General features: G+C 67.0%; 14 protein-coding genes. 3 read left to right on the forward strand and 11 right to left on the reverse strand.

What is annotated here, in order from left to right; all coding sequences use genetic code 11:
- Positions 1-15: 15 nt before the first annotated feature.
- Together LK539_RS17555 and LK539_RS17560 are read right to left on the reverse strand one after the other, a co-directional pair.
- The gene (locus LK539_RS17555; protein ID WP_227802342.1) at positions 16-2,247 is read right to left on the reverse strand and encodes a xanthine dehydrogenase family protein molybdopterin-binding subunit; all 2,232 of its coding nucleotides are present in this window, start codon (positions 2,245-2,247) and stop codon (positions 16-18) included.
- The gene (locus LK539_RS17560; protein WP_227802343.1) at positions 2,244-2,735 is read right to left on the reverse strand and encodes a (2Fe-2S)-binding protein; all 492 of its coding nucleotides are present in this window, start codon (positions 2,733-2,735) and stop codon (positions 2,244-2,246) included. Before LK539_RS17560 ends, LK539_RS17555 begins: the two co-directional genes overlap by 4 nt.
- 150 nt (positions 2,736-2,885) lie before the next feature.
- Between LK539_RS17560 and LK539_RS17565 the strand changes: the two genes are divergently transcribed.
- The gene (locus LK539_RS17565; RefSeq protein ID WP_227802344.1) at positions 2,886-4,871 is read left to right on the forward strand and encodes a diguanylate cyclase domain-containing protein; all 1,986 of its coding nucleotides are present in this window, start codon (positions 2,886-2,888) and stop codon (positions 4,869-4,871) included.
- Between the two features lie 69 nt (positions 4,872-4,940).
- Here the strand turns inward: LK539_RS17565 and LK539_RS17570 are convergent, their stop codons facing one another.
- The 5 genes from LK539_RS17570 to LK539_RS17590 form a co-directional block, all read right to left on the reverse strand.
- Positions 4,941-6,140: a transposase gene (locus LK539_RS17570; RefSeq protein ID WP_227802345.1), complete on the reverse strand. Its 1,200-nt coding sequence runs from the start codon at positions 6,138-6,140 to the stop codon at positions 4,941-4,943.
- 73 nt (positions 6,141-6,213) lie between these two features.
- Positions 6,214-7,551, reverse strand: a complete 1,338-nt coding sequence (locus tag LK539_RS17575; protein ID WP_227802346.1) for an erythromycin esterase family protein — start codon at positions 7,549-7,551, stop codon at positions 6,214-6,216.
- Between the two features lie 16 nt (positions 7,552-7,567).
- On the reverse strand, positions 7,568-8,311 hold the full coding sequence (locus LK539_RS17580) for a hypothetical protein (protein WP_227802347.1): 744 nt from the start codon (positions 8,309-8,311) through the stop codon (positions 7,568-7,570).
- Complete coding sequence (locus LK539_RS17585) at positions 8,308-9,033, reverse strand: phosphoribosyltransferase (RefSeq protein WP_227802413.1); 726 nt, start codon at positions 9,031-9,033, stop codon at positions 8,308-8,310. Before LK539_RS17585 ends, LK539_RS17580 begins: the two co-directional genes overlap by 4 nt.
- A gap of 96 nt (positions 9,034-9,129) precedes the next feature.
- A complete protein-coding gene (locus LK539_RS17590) occupies positions 9,130-9,600 on the reverse strand; it encodes an Hsp20/alpha crystallin family protein (RefSeq protein ID WP_227802348.1) in 471 nt (156 codons plus the stop codon).
- A gap of 354 nt (positions 9,601-9,954) precedes the next feature.
- Here LK539_RS17590 and LK539_RS17595 point away from each other — a divergent pair, with 354 nt between their 5' ends.
- The gene (locus LK539_RS17595) at positions 9,955-10,413 is read left to right on the forward strand and encodes a hypothetical protein (protein ID WP_227802349.1); all 459 of its coding nucleotides are present in this window, start codon (positions 9,955-9,957) and stop codon (positions 10,411-10,413) included.
- Positions 10,414-10,527: 114 nt separating this feature from the next.
- On the opposite strand, the gene fghA is transcribed toward LK539_RS17595, so the two are convergent.
- Genes fghA through LK539_RS17615 form a run of 4 tightly spaced genes read right to left on the reverse strand, consistent with a single transcriptional unit; the run spans position 10,528 to position 12,809 of the window.
- The gene (gene fghA, locus LK539_RS17600; RefSeq protein ID WP_227802350.1) at positions 10,528-11,370 is read right to left on the reverse strand and encodes an S-formylglutathione hydrolase; all 843 of its coding nucleotides are present in this window, start codon (positions 11,368-11,370) and stop codon (positions 10,528-10,530) included.
- 60 nt (positions 11,371-11,430) lie between these two features.
- Positions 11,431-12,006 (reverse strand): chromate transporter, encoded by a 576-nt coding sequence (locus tag LK539_RS17605; RefSeq protein ID WP_227802351.1) that lies wholly within the window; start codon positions 12,004-12,006, stop codon positions 11,431-11,433.
- On the reverse strand, positions 12,003-12,587 hold the full coding sequence (locus LK539_RS17610) for a chromate transporter (RefSeq protein ID WP_227802352.1): 585 nt from the start codon (positions 12,585-12,587) through the stop codon (positions 12,003-12,005). Before LK539_RS17610 ends, LK539_RS17605 begins: the two co-directional genes overlap by 4 nt.
- A 48-nt stretch (positions 12,588-12,635) precedes the next feature.
- Complete coding sequence (locus LK539_RS17615; RefSeq protein ID WP_227802353.1) at positions 12,636-12,809, reverse strand: hypothetical protein; 174 nt, start codon at positions 12,807-12,809, stop codon at positions 12,636-12,638.
- Between the two features lie 196 nt (positions 12,810-13,005).
- On the opposite strand from LK539_RS17615, the gene LK539_RS17620 reads away from it, so the two are divergent.
- On the forward strand, positions 13,006-13,239 hold the full coding sequence (locus LK539_RS17620) for a hypothetical protein (RefSeq protein ID WP_227802354.1): 234 nt from the start codon (positions 13,006-13,008) through the stop codon (positions 13,237-13,239).
- Positions 13,240-13,420: the final 181 nt, after the last annotated feature.

Genomic DNA, 13,420 nt, shown 5'->3' on the forward strand with positions numbered 1-13,420 from the left:
CGCCCGCCTCGGTCCTCAGCTCCAGCTGAGATCGGTCTTGCTGAGCGGCAGCTGGCGCACGCGCTTGCCCGTGGCGGCAAAGATCGCATTGCACACGGCCGGCGCCAGCGGCGGCAGGGCAGGTTCGCCCAGGCCCGTCACCGGGTTGTCGGTCTTGATGAAGTGCGTTTCGATCCTGGTTGGGGTGTCCGGCATGCGCAGCAGCTGGTAATCGTGGAAGTTGCTCTGCACGATGCGGCCCTTCTCGATGTTCAGTTCCGGGAACATCATGGTCGACAGGCCGTCGATGACCGAACCTTCCACCTGGTTCTCGGCGCCCGACAGGTTGACGATCTGCGCGCCGACGTCGGCCGCCACCACCACCCGGTCCACCTTCAGCTTGCCGTCGCGCGACACAGTGACCTCGGCCACCTGCGCCACATAGCCGCGATGGCTGAAGTGGAAGGCGATGCCCTGGCCCTGGCCGCGCGGGAACTGCTTCTTGCCCCAGCCGGCGCGCTGGGCCACTTCGACCAGCACATTGCGCATGCGCTTGACGTCGTAGGGCAGGCCGCGCTCGCTGCTGGCCGGCATGAAGTCCTTGTTGCCCAGCAGTTCGAGGCGGAATTCCAGCGGATCGCGTCCGCCCGCATGCGCCAGCTCGTCGATGAAGCTGTGCAGCACCCAGGAAAACACGCAGCTGCCCGGTGCGCGCCACGGCCCCATTGGGATGCGGCATTCCAGCACGGTCTGCTCGAACAGGCAGTTCTCTAACCAGCGTCCCGGGAACTCGTCGGCAAACAGGTTGCCGCCGCTGCCCGGCTGCAGTACGCTTTTTCCCTCGCGCTCGACGCGGTTGGCGAAGGTCACGAAGTGGTTGTGCCAGGCGACCGGCTTGCCAGATGCGTCGACGCCGCCGCGCAGGAAGTGGAAGCCACCCGGGCGGAAATGGTCGTGCTGCAGGTCGTCTTCGCGGGTCCAGGTCAGTTTGACCGGCGCTGCCACTTTCTTCGCAATGGCCGTCGCTTCGACGATGAAGTCCGAGCTGAGGCGCCGGCCGAAGCCGCCGCCGCTGCGGATGATGTGCAACGTAATCTTTTCCTTCGGGATGCCGAAGGTGGTCGTTACCAGCGCCTGGCCGGAACCCGGGTTCTGGGTCGGCGCCCACAGCTCCAGGCTGCCATCTTCCTTGGCCCAGGCGGTGCAGTTCTGCGGCTCCATGCTGGCATGCGAGATGAAGGGGTAGCTGTAGGCGCCTTCGACCACCTTGCTGGCCTTGGCCAGGGCTGCCGGTACGTCGCCGTCCTTGCGGACCGTCGCCGCGCCTGCTTTTTTGGAGGCGGCCTGGGCCTGGGCCGTGAAGTCGGCCCAGCTGTGATTCGCGCCTTCGCCTTCGTCCCACACCACCTGTAGTTCGCGGCGCGCGCGCATCGCCGCCCAGGTCGAGGTGGCGACGATGGCCACGCCCGGACGCAGGCCGTTCAGGTTAGCGGTGCCTTCGACGATGAAGGCATCCTTCACGCCCGGCATCGCCTTGATCGCCTCCAGGTTGGCGCTCACCGGCTTGCCGCCGAACACCGGACACTTGGCGTACACGGCGTACAGCATGCCCGGCAGGCGCACGTCGATGCCGAACAGCGGCTTGCCACTGACGATGGCGGCGTTGTCGACGCCGCCGATGCGGGTGCCCAGCAGCTTGTAGGTGGATGGGTCCTTCAGCATGATCTGGCCAGCTTCCGGCACCGGCAGTTTCGCAGCGGCGTCCACCAGCGCGCCGTAGCCAAGACGGCGCTTGCTCGGACCGTGCACCACCGCGCCGTTGCGGGCGGCGCATTCGGAGACCGGGACGCGCCAGGTGTTGGCCGCAGCCTGCACCAGCATCATGCGCGCGGCGGCGCCGAGGCGGTGGAAGTTCTCGTAGTTGGTCGGGGTCGAGGTCGAGCCGCCGGCGCCCTGTGGGCCGTACTGGGCGGTATCGAGGTCGCCCTGGACAATGCGCACGTCCTTCCAATCGACCTCGAGCTGCTCGGCGATGACCATCGGCAGCGAGGTCTTGATGCCCTGGCCGATTTCGGGCTGCTTGGAAATCAGGGTGACGCGGCCGTCGCGGCCGATGCGAATAAAGGCGTTCGGCGTGAAGTCCGGGCCGGATGCGGCGCGCGCGGTCGCCGCCAGGGCGCCTTCGGCCGACATGCCGAGCATGAAGGCGCCGCCGACGGCGCTGGTGCGCAGGAAGCTGCGGCGGGAAGCGGAGAGCGGGGCCGTCATTTCTTTCCCTTTCCATTGGCGGCGGACTGTGCAGCGATATCGGCCGCGCGGTGGATGCCGGCGCGGATCCGGGTATAGGTGGCGCAGCGGCACAGGTTGCCCGCCATCGCTTCGTCGATCTGGGCGTCGGTCGGCTTCGGGTGCTGCTTGAGGAGGTGGCAGGCGCTCATGATCTGGCCAGCCTGGCAATAGCCGCACTGGGGCACGTCCAGCTCCTGCCAGGCCTGCTGCAGCGGATGCTGGGCTTTTGCGTCGAGGCCCTCGATGGTCGTGATCTTCTGCTGGCCCAGGCTCGAGACCGGGGTCAGGCAGGCGCGCGCCGGCACGCCGTCGATGTGCACGGTACAGGCGCCGCACTGACCGAGGCCGCAGCCATATTTGGTGCCGACGAGGCCCAGAGTGTCGCGCAGAGCCCACAGCAAGGGCGTGTCGGGTTCGACGTCGACGGCCTGCGCCTTGCCGTTGATGTGCAGCGTATATTTACTCATGGGGCCTCGTCATGACGGAGAAGGGAATGCGACATGCTAATCGAATCAACCGCTCTCAACAATATTGACGTTTCTTTGAAGTATGAGACAGGGTGGCAAGCAGAAATATGTAATACTTTGTAATTCTGCTGATCAGTTTCATCATATTTCATGAGCAATCGAGCTGTGCGCCTGGCGTCGGCGAATCTCAAGCTCCGGCTGGCCTCCGTGGCAGCCGTGCTGGTGTTCGCCGCTACGCTGCTGGTCACGCTGTCGACCCTGTCGGTGTCGGAGCGCGGCATGAAGTCCGTGATCGGCGACCAGCAATACACCCTGTTGTCGGGCGCCGCTTCGTTCATGGACGATCGGCTGGCGGCGCGCCTGGGCCAGGTCGAGGCGCTCGCCGCCGGCATCCCGCCGCGCCTGCGTACCGACTGGGCCGCGCTCAAGCCCTTCCTGGCCGACCAGGTGCGCTTGTGGGGCGCCGACGAGTACCTCAACCTGGTCGTGTTCGACGCTACCGGCGAGATGCAGCTGTCGCTGCGCGAGCTGCCTGGGCCGACGGTCCTGAACGCGCGTGGCTCCGACTACTTCGAGCGTGCGCTCGACAAGCGCAAGGGCACGATCTCGCGGCCGATCCGCAGCCGCCTGACCGGCAACCATATCGTGGTGTTCAGCGCGCCCGTGCTGGATGCGGCAGGCAAGGTGGCCGCGGTGCTGACCGGCAGCGTGGACCTGCGCCGCTCCGGCTTCCTGCGCCAGATCAGCACCCTCAAGCCGGGCAAGACCGGCTACCTGTTCCTGATGACGGCGGACGGCGTGATCATCGATCACCCGGACGAATCGCGCCTGTTCCAGCATGTCGGCAGCACCCCGGGCGTGAATCAGGGCACCGACCGCGCCCTGGCCGGATTCGAAGGCTGGCTGGAGACGCGCAGCAAGGACGGCAGCGACTCCATCTACGCCTACAAGCGCCTGCGCACGACTGGCTGGATCCTGGCGGCGCGCTACCCGAGCGCGGAAGCCTTTGCGCCGATGGATGCGATGCGCCGCAACGCCTTCTTCAGCGCCGGCGGACTGGCGCTGGCGGCCGGCCTGCTGGCCTGGGTGCTGGTGTTCCGCCTGCTGGCGCCACTGCAGGACCTGAGCGACAGCGTCGCCGCGATCCGCCACGACGGCGCCGGGATCGAGGTGCTGCGCGACGGACGGCACGACGAGATCGGCGAGCTGGGACGCGCCTTTCACGCCCTGATGGCCGAGCGCGAGCAGGCAGACCGCGACCGCGCCGCCAGCGAGAAGCGCCTGCGCATGATCACCGATAACCTGCCGGTCCTGATCTCGTACATCGACCGCGAGCACTGCTACCGCTTCGGCAACGCCACCTATGAAAAATGGTTCGGTGTCGACCCAAAGAAGCTGATCGGCATGCCGCTGGCCCGGCTGGTGGGGCCTGACGCGGCGGCCGACATCTCGCCGCACCTGGAGCAGGCCTTTGGCGGCCAGTCGGTCACGCACGAGCTGCGGATTCCCGTACGCGGCGAACCGCGCATCCTGCAGGCGACCTACATCCCCGACCACCAGCCGGACGGCAGCGTGGCGGGCGTGTACTCGCTGGTGCACGACATGACCCATGTGAAGGAAGTCGAGGAACAGCTCTTGCAGCTGGCCCGCGTCGACACCCTGACCGGGATCGCCAACCGGCGCATGTTCGGCGAGACCCTGCAGCACGCGCTCGACCGCGCGCGCCGGAGCCACAAGCCGCTGGCCCTGGCCTACCTCGACATCGACCACTTCAAGCGCATCAACGATACCCACGGCCACGGCGTGGGCGACGAAGTGCTGAAGGAATTCGCGCGCCGCCTGACGGTGGGCGTGCGCGCCACCGACACCCCGGCGCGCCTGTCGGGCGACGAGTTCGTGGTCATCCTCGAGGAGATCGGCACGCGTGCCGAAGCGGAGCGCATCGCAGCCAAGATCGTCGAGGCGATGCGCGTGCCCTTCCGTACCAGTACGGGGCTGGTGCAGTCCTCGACCAGCATCGGCCTGGCGTTGTCGCAGCCGCGGCAAACGCAGGAGCAGTTGCTGGCGGCGGCCGACAGCGCGCTGTATGCCGCCAAGGGGAAGGGGAGGAACGGGTATGCGGTCTTCGAGGTCTGATCTGGTCCGGTGGACCAGCTCACAATCTCCTGGCCTCGTCACAAACCGTTCCTCCAAACTTACGCAAAGTTATGCAGAGCAGGCTTTGCTGTTGGATTCCTGCTTCACCGGGGCCGGTTTCGCCTTGTGCTCACGCCCAAGGCCAGCGCCTTCCCCTTCACAGGCAGCGACGGTGGAACTCACCGCCATGTTCTTCAGGTTGATGGCCGCATTGATGTCGCGGTCGTGTTGCGTCTTGCAACCCGGGCAGGTCCATTGCCTTATTCCCAAACCGAGCGCTTCGTGCTTGTAGCCGCAGCAAGAGCACAAGCGACTGCTCGCGAACCATCGGTCGGCGACGACCACCTGCCCGCCCCGCCATGCCGACTTGTACTCGAGTTGGCGACGCAGTTCGTAAAAACCCATGTCGGCAATGGCGCGCGCCAGGCGGGAATTGGCCATCATCCCTTTCACGTTAAGATCTTCGATGCCGATCGTGTGAAAGCGCCGCGCGATGCTGGTGCTGAGTTGATGCAGGCTGTCACGGCGGATGTTGGCGATCCGCTCATGCAGTCTGGCCAGCTTCAGCCTGGCCCTGGCCTGATTACGCGAGCCCTTGACCTTGCGCGACAGCGCCCGAGACAGGCGGCGCACGTGCCCCAGCAGGAAGCGCAGCGCCTTCGGCCCCGCCCGCTTCTCCCCGGTCGACAGGGTGGCCAGCGCCGCGATGCCCAAGTCCACCCCCACCGCGCCTTGGTTCTCGGCAGGCGGCAAGGATGGGTGCTCTGTATCGACGGTGATGCTGGCGTACCAGTGGCCGGCGGTGCGGGAGATGGTGGCCGCGATGATCCGGCCCGCGAAACGCAGGGCTTCGCGCATGCGCACCCACCCCAGCCGGGGAATCCGGAGCTTCTTGCCCTCGAGGCGGAACTGGTCGTTGGTCAAGCTGAAACGGTCGTGCTGGCCCTTCTTTCGGAAGGCCGGGTAGCGCGCCCGCCGTTCGAAGAAATTCTTGAAAGCCTCACCCTGCTGCATGATCGCCATCTGCGGCGCGTTCTTGGTCACCTCGAGCATCCAGGGGAATTGTTCACGCTTGATGGCATTGAGCTGGCGGCGCAGGGCCGCTTCGCTCGGCTTCGGCAACGCCTGGTCGAGCTTGCCAGCTTCGTACTGCCGCTTCCACTCGGCCAGCGCCCAGTTGTAGGCAAACCGGGCCACACCAGCGGCGCGCGCCAGGTAGGCCGCCTGCACGTTGCTCGGGGCAAGCCGAATGCGGTGCGCTACGAGCATGGGTTCCTAGTGGTAGCCGCGGTCGTCATACTAAATGAGACCGTGTAGAGTTAAACAAGTTCTGGGCGAACTGCTAAAACCCCTGCGGATAGGTCTCCGGCGGTTCGTCCGAATGCCAGCCGCTGGTGGCGTCGAGCGGCGTCACCGCGCTGCTGCGGTCGATGTGGATCACGGCGTCGAACTGGCGCGGCAGCTGGGCCATGAAGTAGTGGCTGTGGCGCTCGGTGCGCGGCAGGTAGAGCACCCCGATGGCGCGCTCGAGCCGTTCTTCCATCAGGATGTCGCGCGTCGGGCCCGGGTCGCGCAGCGGCAGGAAGAAGCGATCCAGGCCGACGCTGTGCAGCAGATGCTCGTAGCTGCCGGGCATGCCGGGGCGCACGTGCTTGTGCTCGGCGGGCCCATCCCATTCGGACGCGGCCGTCACCCGGCCGTCGTAGGTGGTAAAGCCGATCAGGCAGGCGTCCTCGCCATAAGCCTTGCGCGCCAGTTCGCCCACGTTCCATTCGCCCTGGCGCCCGATCTCGGTGGCGCGTGCATCGCCGATGTGCGAGTTGTGCTCCCACACCACGATCTTGGCCGGCTTGCCCTCGCGTGAAAGGTGACGCGCGAGCGCGTCGAGGGTTTCGGCCATATGGCTGTCGCGCAGGTTCCAGGACGAAATGCGGCCGCGGAACATGGTGCGGTAGTACTCTTCCGCGTTCTTCACCAGGCGCGCGTTCTGCTGTGCGTAGAAGAAGGCGTCTTCGGGGTTGGCGCCATCGGCCTGCATGTAGTCGAAGGCCCGCTGCTGCAGTTCCTGCAGCGCCGCATGGACGCCTTTCTGGCATGAGGCGGACAGGCCGACGCTGGCGGCATAGCCGTAGTGCTGGCTGTCCTGGTCGTAGTGGTCGAAGCAGGCGTAGCGGCGCCGGGTTTCTTCGGCGGCCACCGGGTCGACTTCTTCCAGGTAGCGCAGGACTTCCTGGATCGAGGTAAACAGGCTGTACAGGTCGAGTCCGTAGAAGCCGGCCTTGTTATCTACGGCCGCATCGTTGCGCTTGCGCAGCCATTCCACAAAACTCAGCACCGAGGTGTTACGCCACATCCAGGCAGGAAAGCGCTCGAAGCCGGACAGGGCGGCGCGCCCGTCCGCGTCCTGCCCTTCGCCGCGCACGTAGCGGTTGACGCGCCAGGCGTCCGGCCAGTCGGCTTCGACGGCGACGGCCGTGAAACCCTTTTCCTCGATCAGGCGCTGCGTGATGCGTGCGCGTTCGTCGTAGAACTCGGCGGTGCCATGGGTAGCTTCGCCAAGCAGCACGAAGCGCGCATCGCCGACGAGCTCGAGCAGCGGGTCGTAATCGGCCGCGCTGCCGGTCAGCGGCCGCGCCGCTGCACGCAGCGCGCCGGTCTCATAGTCGGTGATGGTGGCCATGGCTCGGTTCCCAGATTCAATGCAGGTAGCGGCTGCCGGCCTGCTCGCCCTGGGGAATCATCGGTGCCTGGCCATGCTCGTCCGGGTGCGCCCGCATCGGCGCCATGTTGTCGCTGACACGATAGGTCTTCGGCCGGCTGTTCTGCCAGAGCAGGGCGAGGCCGGCCAGGCCGACCAGCAGGCCGCCGGGCGAGCGCCGCATCAGGCTCAGCAGCCCAAGCATGCCGCCGCCGACCAGGGCCGGATGCGGGCCGTCGGCGCGCTCCTGGTAGCCCGTGTGGACCTCGCTCTTGCGGCCACTCAGGCTGCGCAGCCATTGTCCCAGGGCGCCGCGCGGGTTGCCGTCGTCGCGGTCCGAGGCGTAGCTGTCGTAGCGTTCGTAGCTGTTGCGCTCCTGGGCGCGATCCTTGAGGCGTTCGGCGCTGTTCTCGAAGCGCCTGGCCGCGTCCTGGGCGCCGTGGCGGGCGCGTTCAATCACCGGCGCGGCCTGCGCCTGCAGGCGGCCGGCGCCGCGCGCCAATGCGCCGGCGGCGCTGTCCTTCAGGTCGGCCAGGCGGTCGCCGGCGCTGTGCAGGGCGTGGTCGACCGATGCCCCGGTCCGGCTACCTGCGGTGCGCAGCGCGGAATAGGCCCGCGAACGACGCGCGGAGCCGCGTTCGGGGTCAAGCAAGTACATCAGCAGCGCGCCGGCCGCCGCCGCCCCCAGCCATTTGCCCACGTTGCCCATATCGGTACCCGTCTCGGTTGGTATCGGTTTCATGTCCGCTCCTTTCTGTTGTCCTGGTTGCCTTGCCGGGCGGCGGGGCCTGCCCACGCCTGCGCCAGCAAATCCTGTACTTCTTCGTCGTCCGTCTGCTCGAAGGCGCGGTAGTACTGGCCGACCGCATGAAAGCGCGGCGGTGCGAGCGGGCAGACGACTTCGTCGGCTTCCCGTTCGAGGCGCGCGAGGGTAGCGGGCGCACCCACCGGCGCCGCCACCACCAGCCGCGCCACCTGCTGACCGCGCACGACCCGGACCGCGGCCAGCATGCTGGCGCCGGTCGCGATGCCGTCGTCGACCAGGATCACGCAGCGCCCCTGCAGCCGCGGCGGCTGCCGCCCGCCCCGGTAGAGGCGATTGCGCCGATCGAGTTCGGCCAGTTCGCGCGCCGTTACCTGTTCCACCTGTTCCTGCGTCACCCCCATCAGCCCGGGCACGCCCGGCTGCAGCACGCGTACGCCGCCACTGCCGATCGCACCCATGGCGTATTCCTCGTTGTGGGGCATGCCCAGCTTGCGCACCAACAGCACATCGAGCTCCGCACCGAGGGCCCTGGCCACTTCGAACGCGACCGGCACGCCACCACGCGGCAGGCACAGCACGAGGAGCTCGGGCTGGCCGGTGAGATGACGCAAGCAGCGCGCCAGCTGGCGGCCGGCGTGGGTGCGGTCCTTGTAGCCATCGGTATCCGGCATGGTGCAGCAAGCGAAGGACGTGATCATCGAATGCAATACGGCCGCGCCGCGCCGCGGCAGGGCGCCGCAACGCGGTCAGCGGACCAGGGACAGCGCCGCAACCGGCGCTTGGCGCGGGCGACGCTACTGGATGGTCAGGCGGCGTGCTTCAGTACCCTGCTTTTTGGGCAGGCTCAACTGCAGGACGCCGTTCTCGAGCCGTGCCTGAGCCGTACCGTCGTCGACTTCGGTGGGCAGGGCAAAGCTGCGCATGAACCTGCGTGCGGTGCGTTCAGCATACACCACGGTTTCACCCTCACGGCGTTCGTTTGCCGAGCGGCATTCCGCCTCGATCGTGACGCGCTGTCCGTCCACCGAAACCCTGACGTCCTCCTTGTTCACGCCGGGAAGTTCGGCCTGGATTTCGTAGGTTTTCTCGGTTTCGCTGACGTCCAGGCGCGGCGTCGCGGCGGCGTCGCCTGCCCATTGCCCGCCCTGGGCGAGCGGGGCGAAGAAGTCCTGGAACATGCTCTCGACCATGCGTCCGAACTGGTCCTCGACGGCACCAGGGCGGTAGGCCGGGAGCGCGGCATTGCCTCTCCTGATGAGATTCATGATGGCCTCCATGGATGAACATTGACGTGGCCGGCGGGGGCCGGCAGTTCATTTATAGGACGAAGGTGGCCAGTTTTCAAGCGGGCCGGACGGGCTCACACAGCGGAAGGCAAACAGCCGGGGTCAGGTCTGACATGTGGACACGAGCTCTGCCTGGACGCAGTTGTTATTGTTGAGCTCGTGTCTGATTGTCAGACCTGACCCAGGCTTGTTCAGGATTGCTTGGTACTGTAGACAGCATTGGTGCAGCACCGAACCGATCGACTTCCTTTCCCCGACGTATGGTGAAAACTGACCAGAACCAAGCGAGCTTGATCGCTACTCCATTACTGAACCATATTGATCGGAAGCCTCATGCAAAAGTACAAAGCAGCCATGTTGGGAGGAGTCGTTGCCGGCGTCGTGACGACCGCGTTCATGTTTGCAGGCCGCAAGAGCGGACTGCTGACCAAGACCCTGGACCGCGACGCGGTCGACTGGATTGATCGCACGACCGGATCGCGCGAGGTGATTGGAGACGCTGGCACGAGCGTCGTCGAATTCGCCAACCACCTCGGCGCATCCGCGGCGTTCGGCGCAGCCTTGCCAAAACTGCGGGAATGGGCTCCCGGCCTGTCGCCGACAGCGTTAGGCGTGCTGTACGGCTCCGCGCTCTACGCAGTGAACATCGGCGGCATTGCACCAGTGCTCGGCATTACGGAAGGCGAGGTGAAGGCCGGTCCACGCAAGGCCGGCGAACGTTGGGCCGTCCATGTGCTGCAGGCCGTGGTGACTGCGCTGGTGGCTGAACGGCTGGAGCGGCAGCGCCGGTAGTGAATCAGCTGCCCGCCCGGCCAGGGACGGGCAGTATAGGCGCCACTGCGATGCGCCGATGTGCCTGCATCAGCGCCTTTGCGGACCATGGAGTCCGGTAGTCGCGTCGCGCCCTCAGCCCAGCAGGCGCCGGTGGAAACGCAGGTGATCCTCGACGAAGCTCGAGATGAAGTAGTAGCCGTGGTCGTAGCCCTCGTGGCGGCGCAGCGTGAGCGGCTGGCCGGCGCGGGCGCAGGCTTCCTCGAAGGCTTCCGGATACAGCTGCTCGGCGAGGAATTTGTCGGCCAGGCCCTGGTCGATCAGGATCCCGCCGGGGAAAGGCGCTTCCGTCATCGCGCTCATCAGTTCGGTCGCATCGTACGCGCGCCAGGCTGCCTCATCGGCGCCCAGGTAGCCGCCGAAGGCCTTCTTGCCCCAGGGGCTGCGCACGGGCGCGGCGATCGGCGCAAATGCCGATACCGAGCGGAACAGCCCGGGATTGCGCAGCGCCATCATCAAGGCGCCATGGCCGCCCATCGAGTGGCCGAAGATGCCTACCCGCGCCGGGTCGGCCGGCAAGCTCGCCAGCACCAGTTCGCGCAGCTCCAGGATGTGGCTGTACATGCGGTAGTGCCGCGACCATGGTTCTTGCGTCGCGTCGACGTAGAAGCCGGCGCCCGCGCCGAAGTCCCAGTTATCGGTCTCGCCCGGCACGCCGGCGCCGCGCGGGCTGGTGTCGGGGGTGACCAGGATCAGCCCTTGCTCGGCCGCGATGCGCTGGGCGCCGGCCTTGATCATGAAAGTCTCTTCGGTGCAGGTCAGGCCGGCGAGATAGAACACTACCGGCAGGCGCTTGCCTTCGGCGCCGGGCGGCAGGTAGACGGAAAAGCGCATTGGCAGGCCGATCGCCTTCGAGTCGACACGGTAGAAACGCTGGAGGCCGCCGAAGCAGGCATGTTCGCTGAGCAGTTCAGGCATGGTTGTGCTGGATGAGTGGTCAATCCCGCAAGTATGCCCTGCGCGGTGCATGCTTGCCAGTCAGACGAATCCGAGCGCGCCGACCAGGGCCCCGGCGCCGAGCATCCACAGCAGGTGCAGGCGGGTGCGCCAGATGACCAGGCAGCTCAGTAGCGCCAGCAGCCAGGTGGGCCAGCCGGCGAGGTGCGCACCGGCGCCGGCAAGCAGCCAGCTGGTCGCCAGCAGCATGCCGATCACGACCGGCGCCATGCCCAGGCGGAAGGCGCGCACCGCGCGCCGCTCGCGATTGCGGTGGCCCCACTGGGCAACCTGGTAGTTGAGGATGGAGGAGGGCAGCAGGATGGCAGCCATGGTCATGGCCACGCCGGCAAAGGCGGCGGCCAGGCTGCCGGTGTTCATGCCCAGGTGCCAGCCCATCAGCGCCACGAACAGCACGTTCGGACCGGGCGCGGCCTGGGCCAGCGCAATCGCGTCGCTGAACTGCGACTGGCTCAGCCAGCCTTCCTCCTGCACCAGGAAGCGCTGCATGTCGGCGGTGACGGAGATCGCGCCGCCGAACTGCAGCAGCGACAGCATCAGGAAGTGGACGAGCAGGCTCAGCCAGTCGTGCCAGCCGAGCGCCAGCGGGGCCGTCATGCGCGCAAGCGGCGCCAGGCCAGCAGGCAGCCGAACCCGCCCACGGTCGGCAGCACCCACACCAGCGGCACACGCAGCCAGGCCAGCAGCACGAAGCTGGCGCCGACCAGGGCAAGCGACCAGGGCAGGGGAATCGGGTTGCGGGCGAGCGCCGTGGCCAGGCGCAGGCCGGCCGCCGCGATCAGCCCGGCCGACACCGCCGCCATGCCGCGCAGGGCGCCGGCGACCATGGGATGTGCGGCGTAACGCGCGTGCAGGGCTGCCAGCAGCAGCACCAGCGCCAGCGGCACCACCAGCAAACCGGCCACTGCGACCAGCGCCCCGGCCGGGCCGAACCAGCGCGCGCCGATCATGATCGACAGGTTGACCACGTTCGGCCCCGGCATGATCTGCGCAACGGCCCAGTCTTCGATGAACTCGTCCTGCGTCAGCCAGCGCTTGCGCTCGACGAGCTCGCGCTGCACGACCGCCAGCACGCCGCCGAAGCCCTGCAGGGCCAGGACGGTGAAGGAAACAAACAGGTCGGCAAGCGAGCTGGGGCGGGAGCGCTCGGACGGCGCGGTGGAAGGCGAAGCAGTCATCGGAAAATTATCACCGCCCCTGGCGCGCCCTGTCCATTGGCCTTGGGCTCAGCCTCCGCCAATGCCGCGCATGACCTTGCCGCTGCCGCCGCAGTTGGGGCAGGTCTTGCCGTCGACCTTGCCGCTGCCGGCGCAGTCTTCGCACACGTCTTCGCCGGCGCCGGGCGTGCCGGGTTCCGCTTCATCGCCGGGATTCAGGTCGGGATCGGGATGCATGCTCATGGAGTCCTCGCAGTGGTTGTTGGCGCGGCCATTGTAGGCGCGGCCCGGCAGAGGCGGCGCAGCGCAGGCACGCGTGCGGTGCCGAGCACGAAGCGGGAACGCACGGATTGATTCGCATCAGATATTGACATTGTTCGCGCTTCCCCCATACTTTCGTGCAGCCGCACCCCCTCCGTCCAGAAAGGTCAGGCGCACGATGAATTCCCTTTGCAGCTCCCCGAGCAATCCAGACGGCGCCAGTAGCGCCGATAGCCGGCGCGACCTGCGCCAGCGCGACATCGTGGACGACGCCATCGCCCTGATGCGCGTTGCCGGCACCCTGTCCGCACTCGAATACCTCAAGTCGCGTGCCGTCGATGGACGCATCATCGCCCGCGTGCTGCTCGACCCTGCGCGACGCCGGCTCAGCCCGGGCCAGGCGCTCGCCTGACTCGTAGCGTCCCGCGGTGCGGGTCATCCGTGGTTCAGGGAACCGGGCTTATGCACAAAAAATTCCTGATATTAATTTTGTATTTTTATGCGGCGTGCATGCGACAGGCCCACGTAAGCCCTTGATTTGTGGGGCTATCGGGGCTGCCTTCCCAATAGGCAAATTGTTGAAAGCCGCACGG

The sequence above is a fragment of the Massilia sp. IC2-476 genome (assembly GCF_020707295.1).
Classification (GTDB): domain Bacteria; phylum Pseudomonadota; class Gammaproteobacteria; order Burkholderiales; family Burkholderiaceae_D; genus Telluria.

Excerpts from the sequence above, each read along its gene's own strand:
- LK539_RS17575 (WP_227802346.1), bottom strand. The coding sequence starts at position 7,551 with ATGGCCACCATCACCGACTATGAGACCGGCGCGCTGCGTGCAGCGGCG.
- LK539_RS17570 (WP_227802345.1), bottom strand. The coding sequence starts at position 6,140 with ATGCTCGTAGCGCACCGCATTCGGCTTGCCCCGAGCAACGTGCAGGCG.
- LK539_RS17595 (WP_227802349.1), top strand. The coding sequence starts at position 9,955 with ATGCAAAAGTACAAAGCAGCCATGTTGGGAGGAGTCGTTGCCGGCGTC.
- LK539_RS17605 (WP_227802351.1), bottom strand. The coding sequence starts at position 12,006 with ATGACGGCCCCGCTGGCGCTCGGCTGGCACGACTGGCTGAGCCTGCTC.
- LK539_RS17580 (WP_227802347.1), bottom strand. The coding sequence starts at position 8,311 with ATGAAACCGATACCAACCGAGACGGGTACCGATATGGGCAACGTGGGC.
- LK539_RS17585 (WP_227802413.1), bottom strand. The coding sequence starts at position 9,033 with ATGATCACGTCCTTCGCTTGCTGCACCATGCCGGATACCGATGGCTAC.
- fghA (WP_227802350.1), bottom strand. The coding sequence starts at position 11,370 with ATGCCTGAACTGCTCAGCGAACATGCCTGCTTCGGCGGCCTCCAGCGT.
- LK539_RS17615 (WP_227802353.1), bottom strand. The coding sequence starts at position 12,809 with ATGAGCATGCATCCCGATCCCGACCTGAATCCCGGCGATGAAGCGGAA.
- LK539_RS17590 (WP_227802348.1), bottom strand. The coding sequence starts at position 9,600 with ATGAATCTCATCAGGAGAGGCAATGCCGCGCTCCCGGCCTACCGCCCT.
- LK539_RS17560 (WP_227802343.1), bottom strand. The coding sequence starts at position 2,735 with ATGAGTAAATATACGCTGCACATCAACGGCAAGGCGCAGGCCGTCGAC.
- LK539_RS17565 (WP_227802344.1), top strand. The coding sequence starts at position 2,886 with ATGAGCAATCGAGCTGTGCGCCTGGCGTCGGCGAATCTCAAGCTCCGG.
- LK539_RS17620 (WP_227802354.1), top strand. The coding sequence starts at position 13,006 with ATGAATTCCCTTTGCAGCTCCCCGAGCAATCCAGACGGCGCCAGTAGC.
- LK539_RS17610 (WP_227802352.1), bottom strand. The coding sequence starts at position 12,587 with ATGACTGCTTCGCCTTCCACCGCGCCGTCCGAGCGCTCCCGCCCCAGC.
- LK539_RS17555 (WP_227802342.1), bottom strand. The coding sequence starts at position 2,247 with ATGACGGCCCCGCTCTCCGCTTCCCGCCGCAGCTTCCTGCGCACCAGC.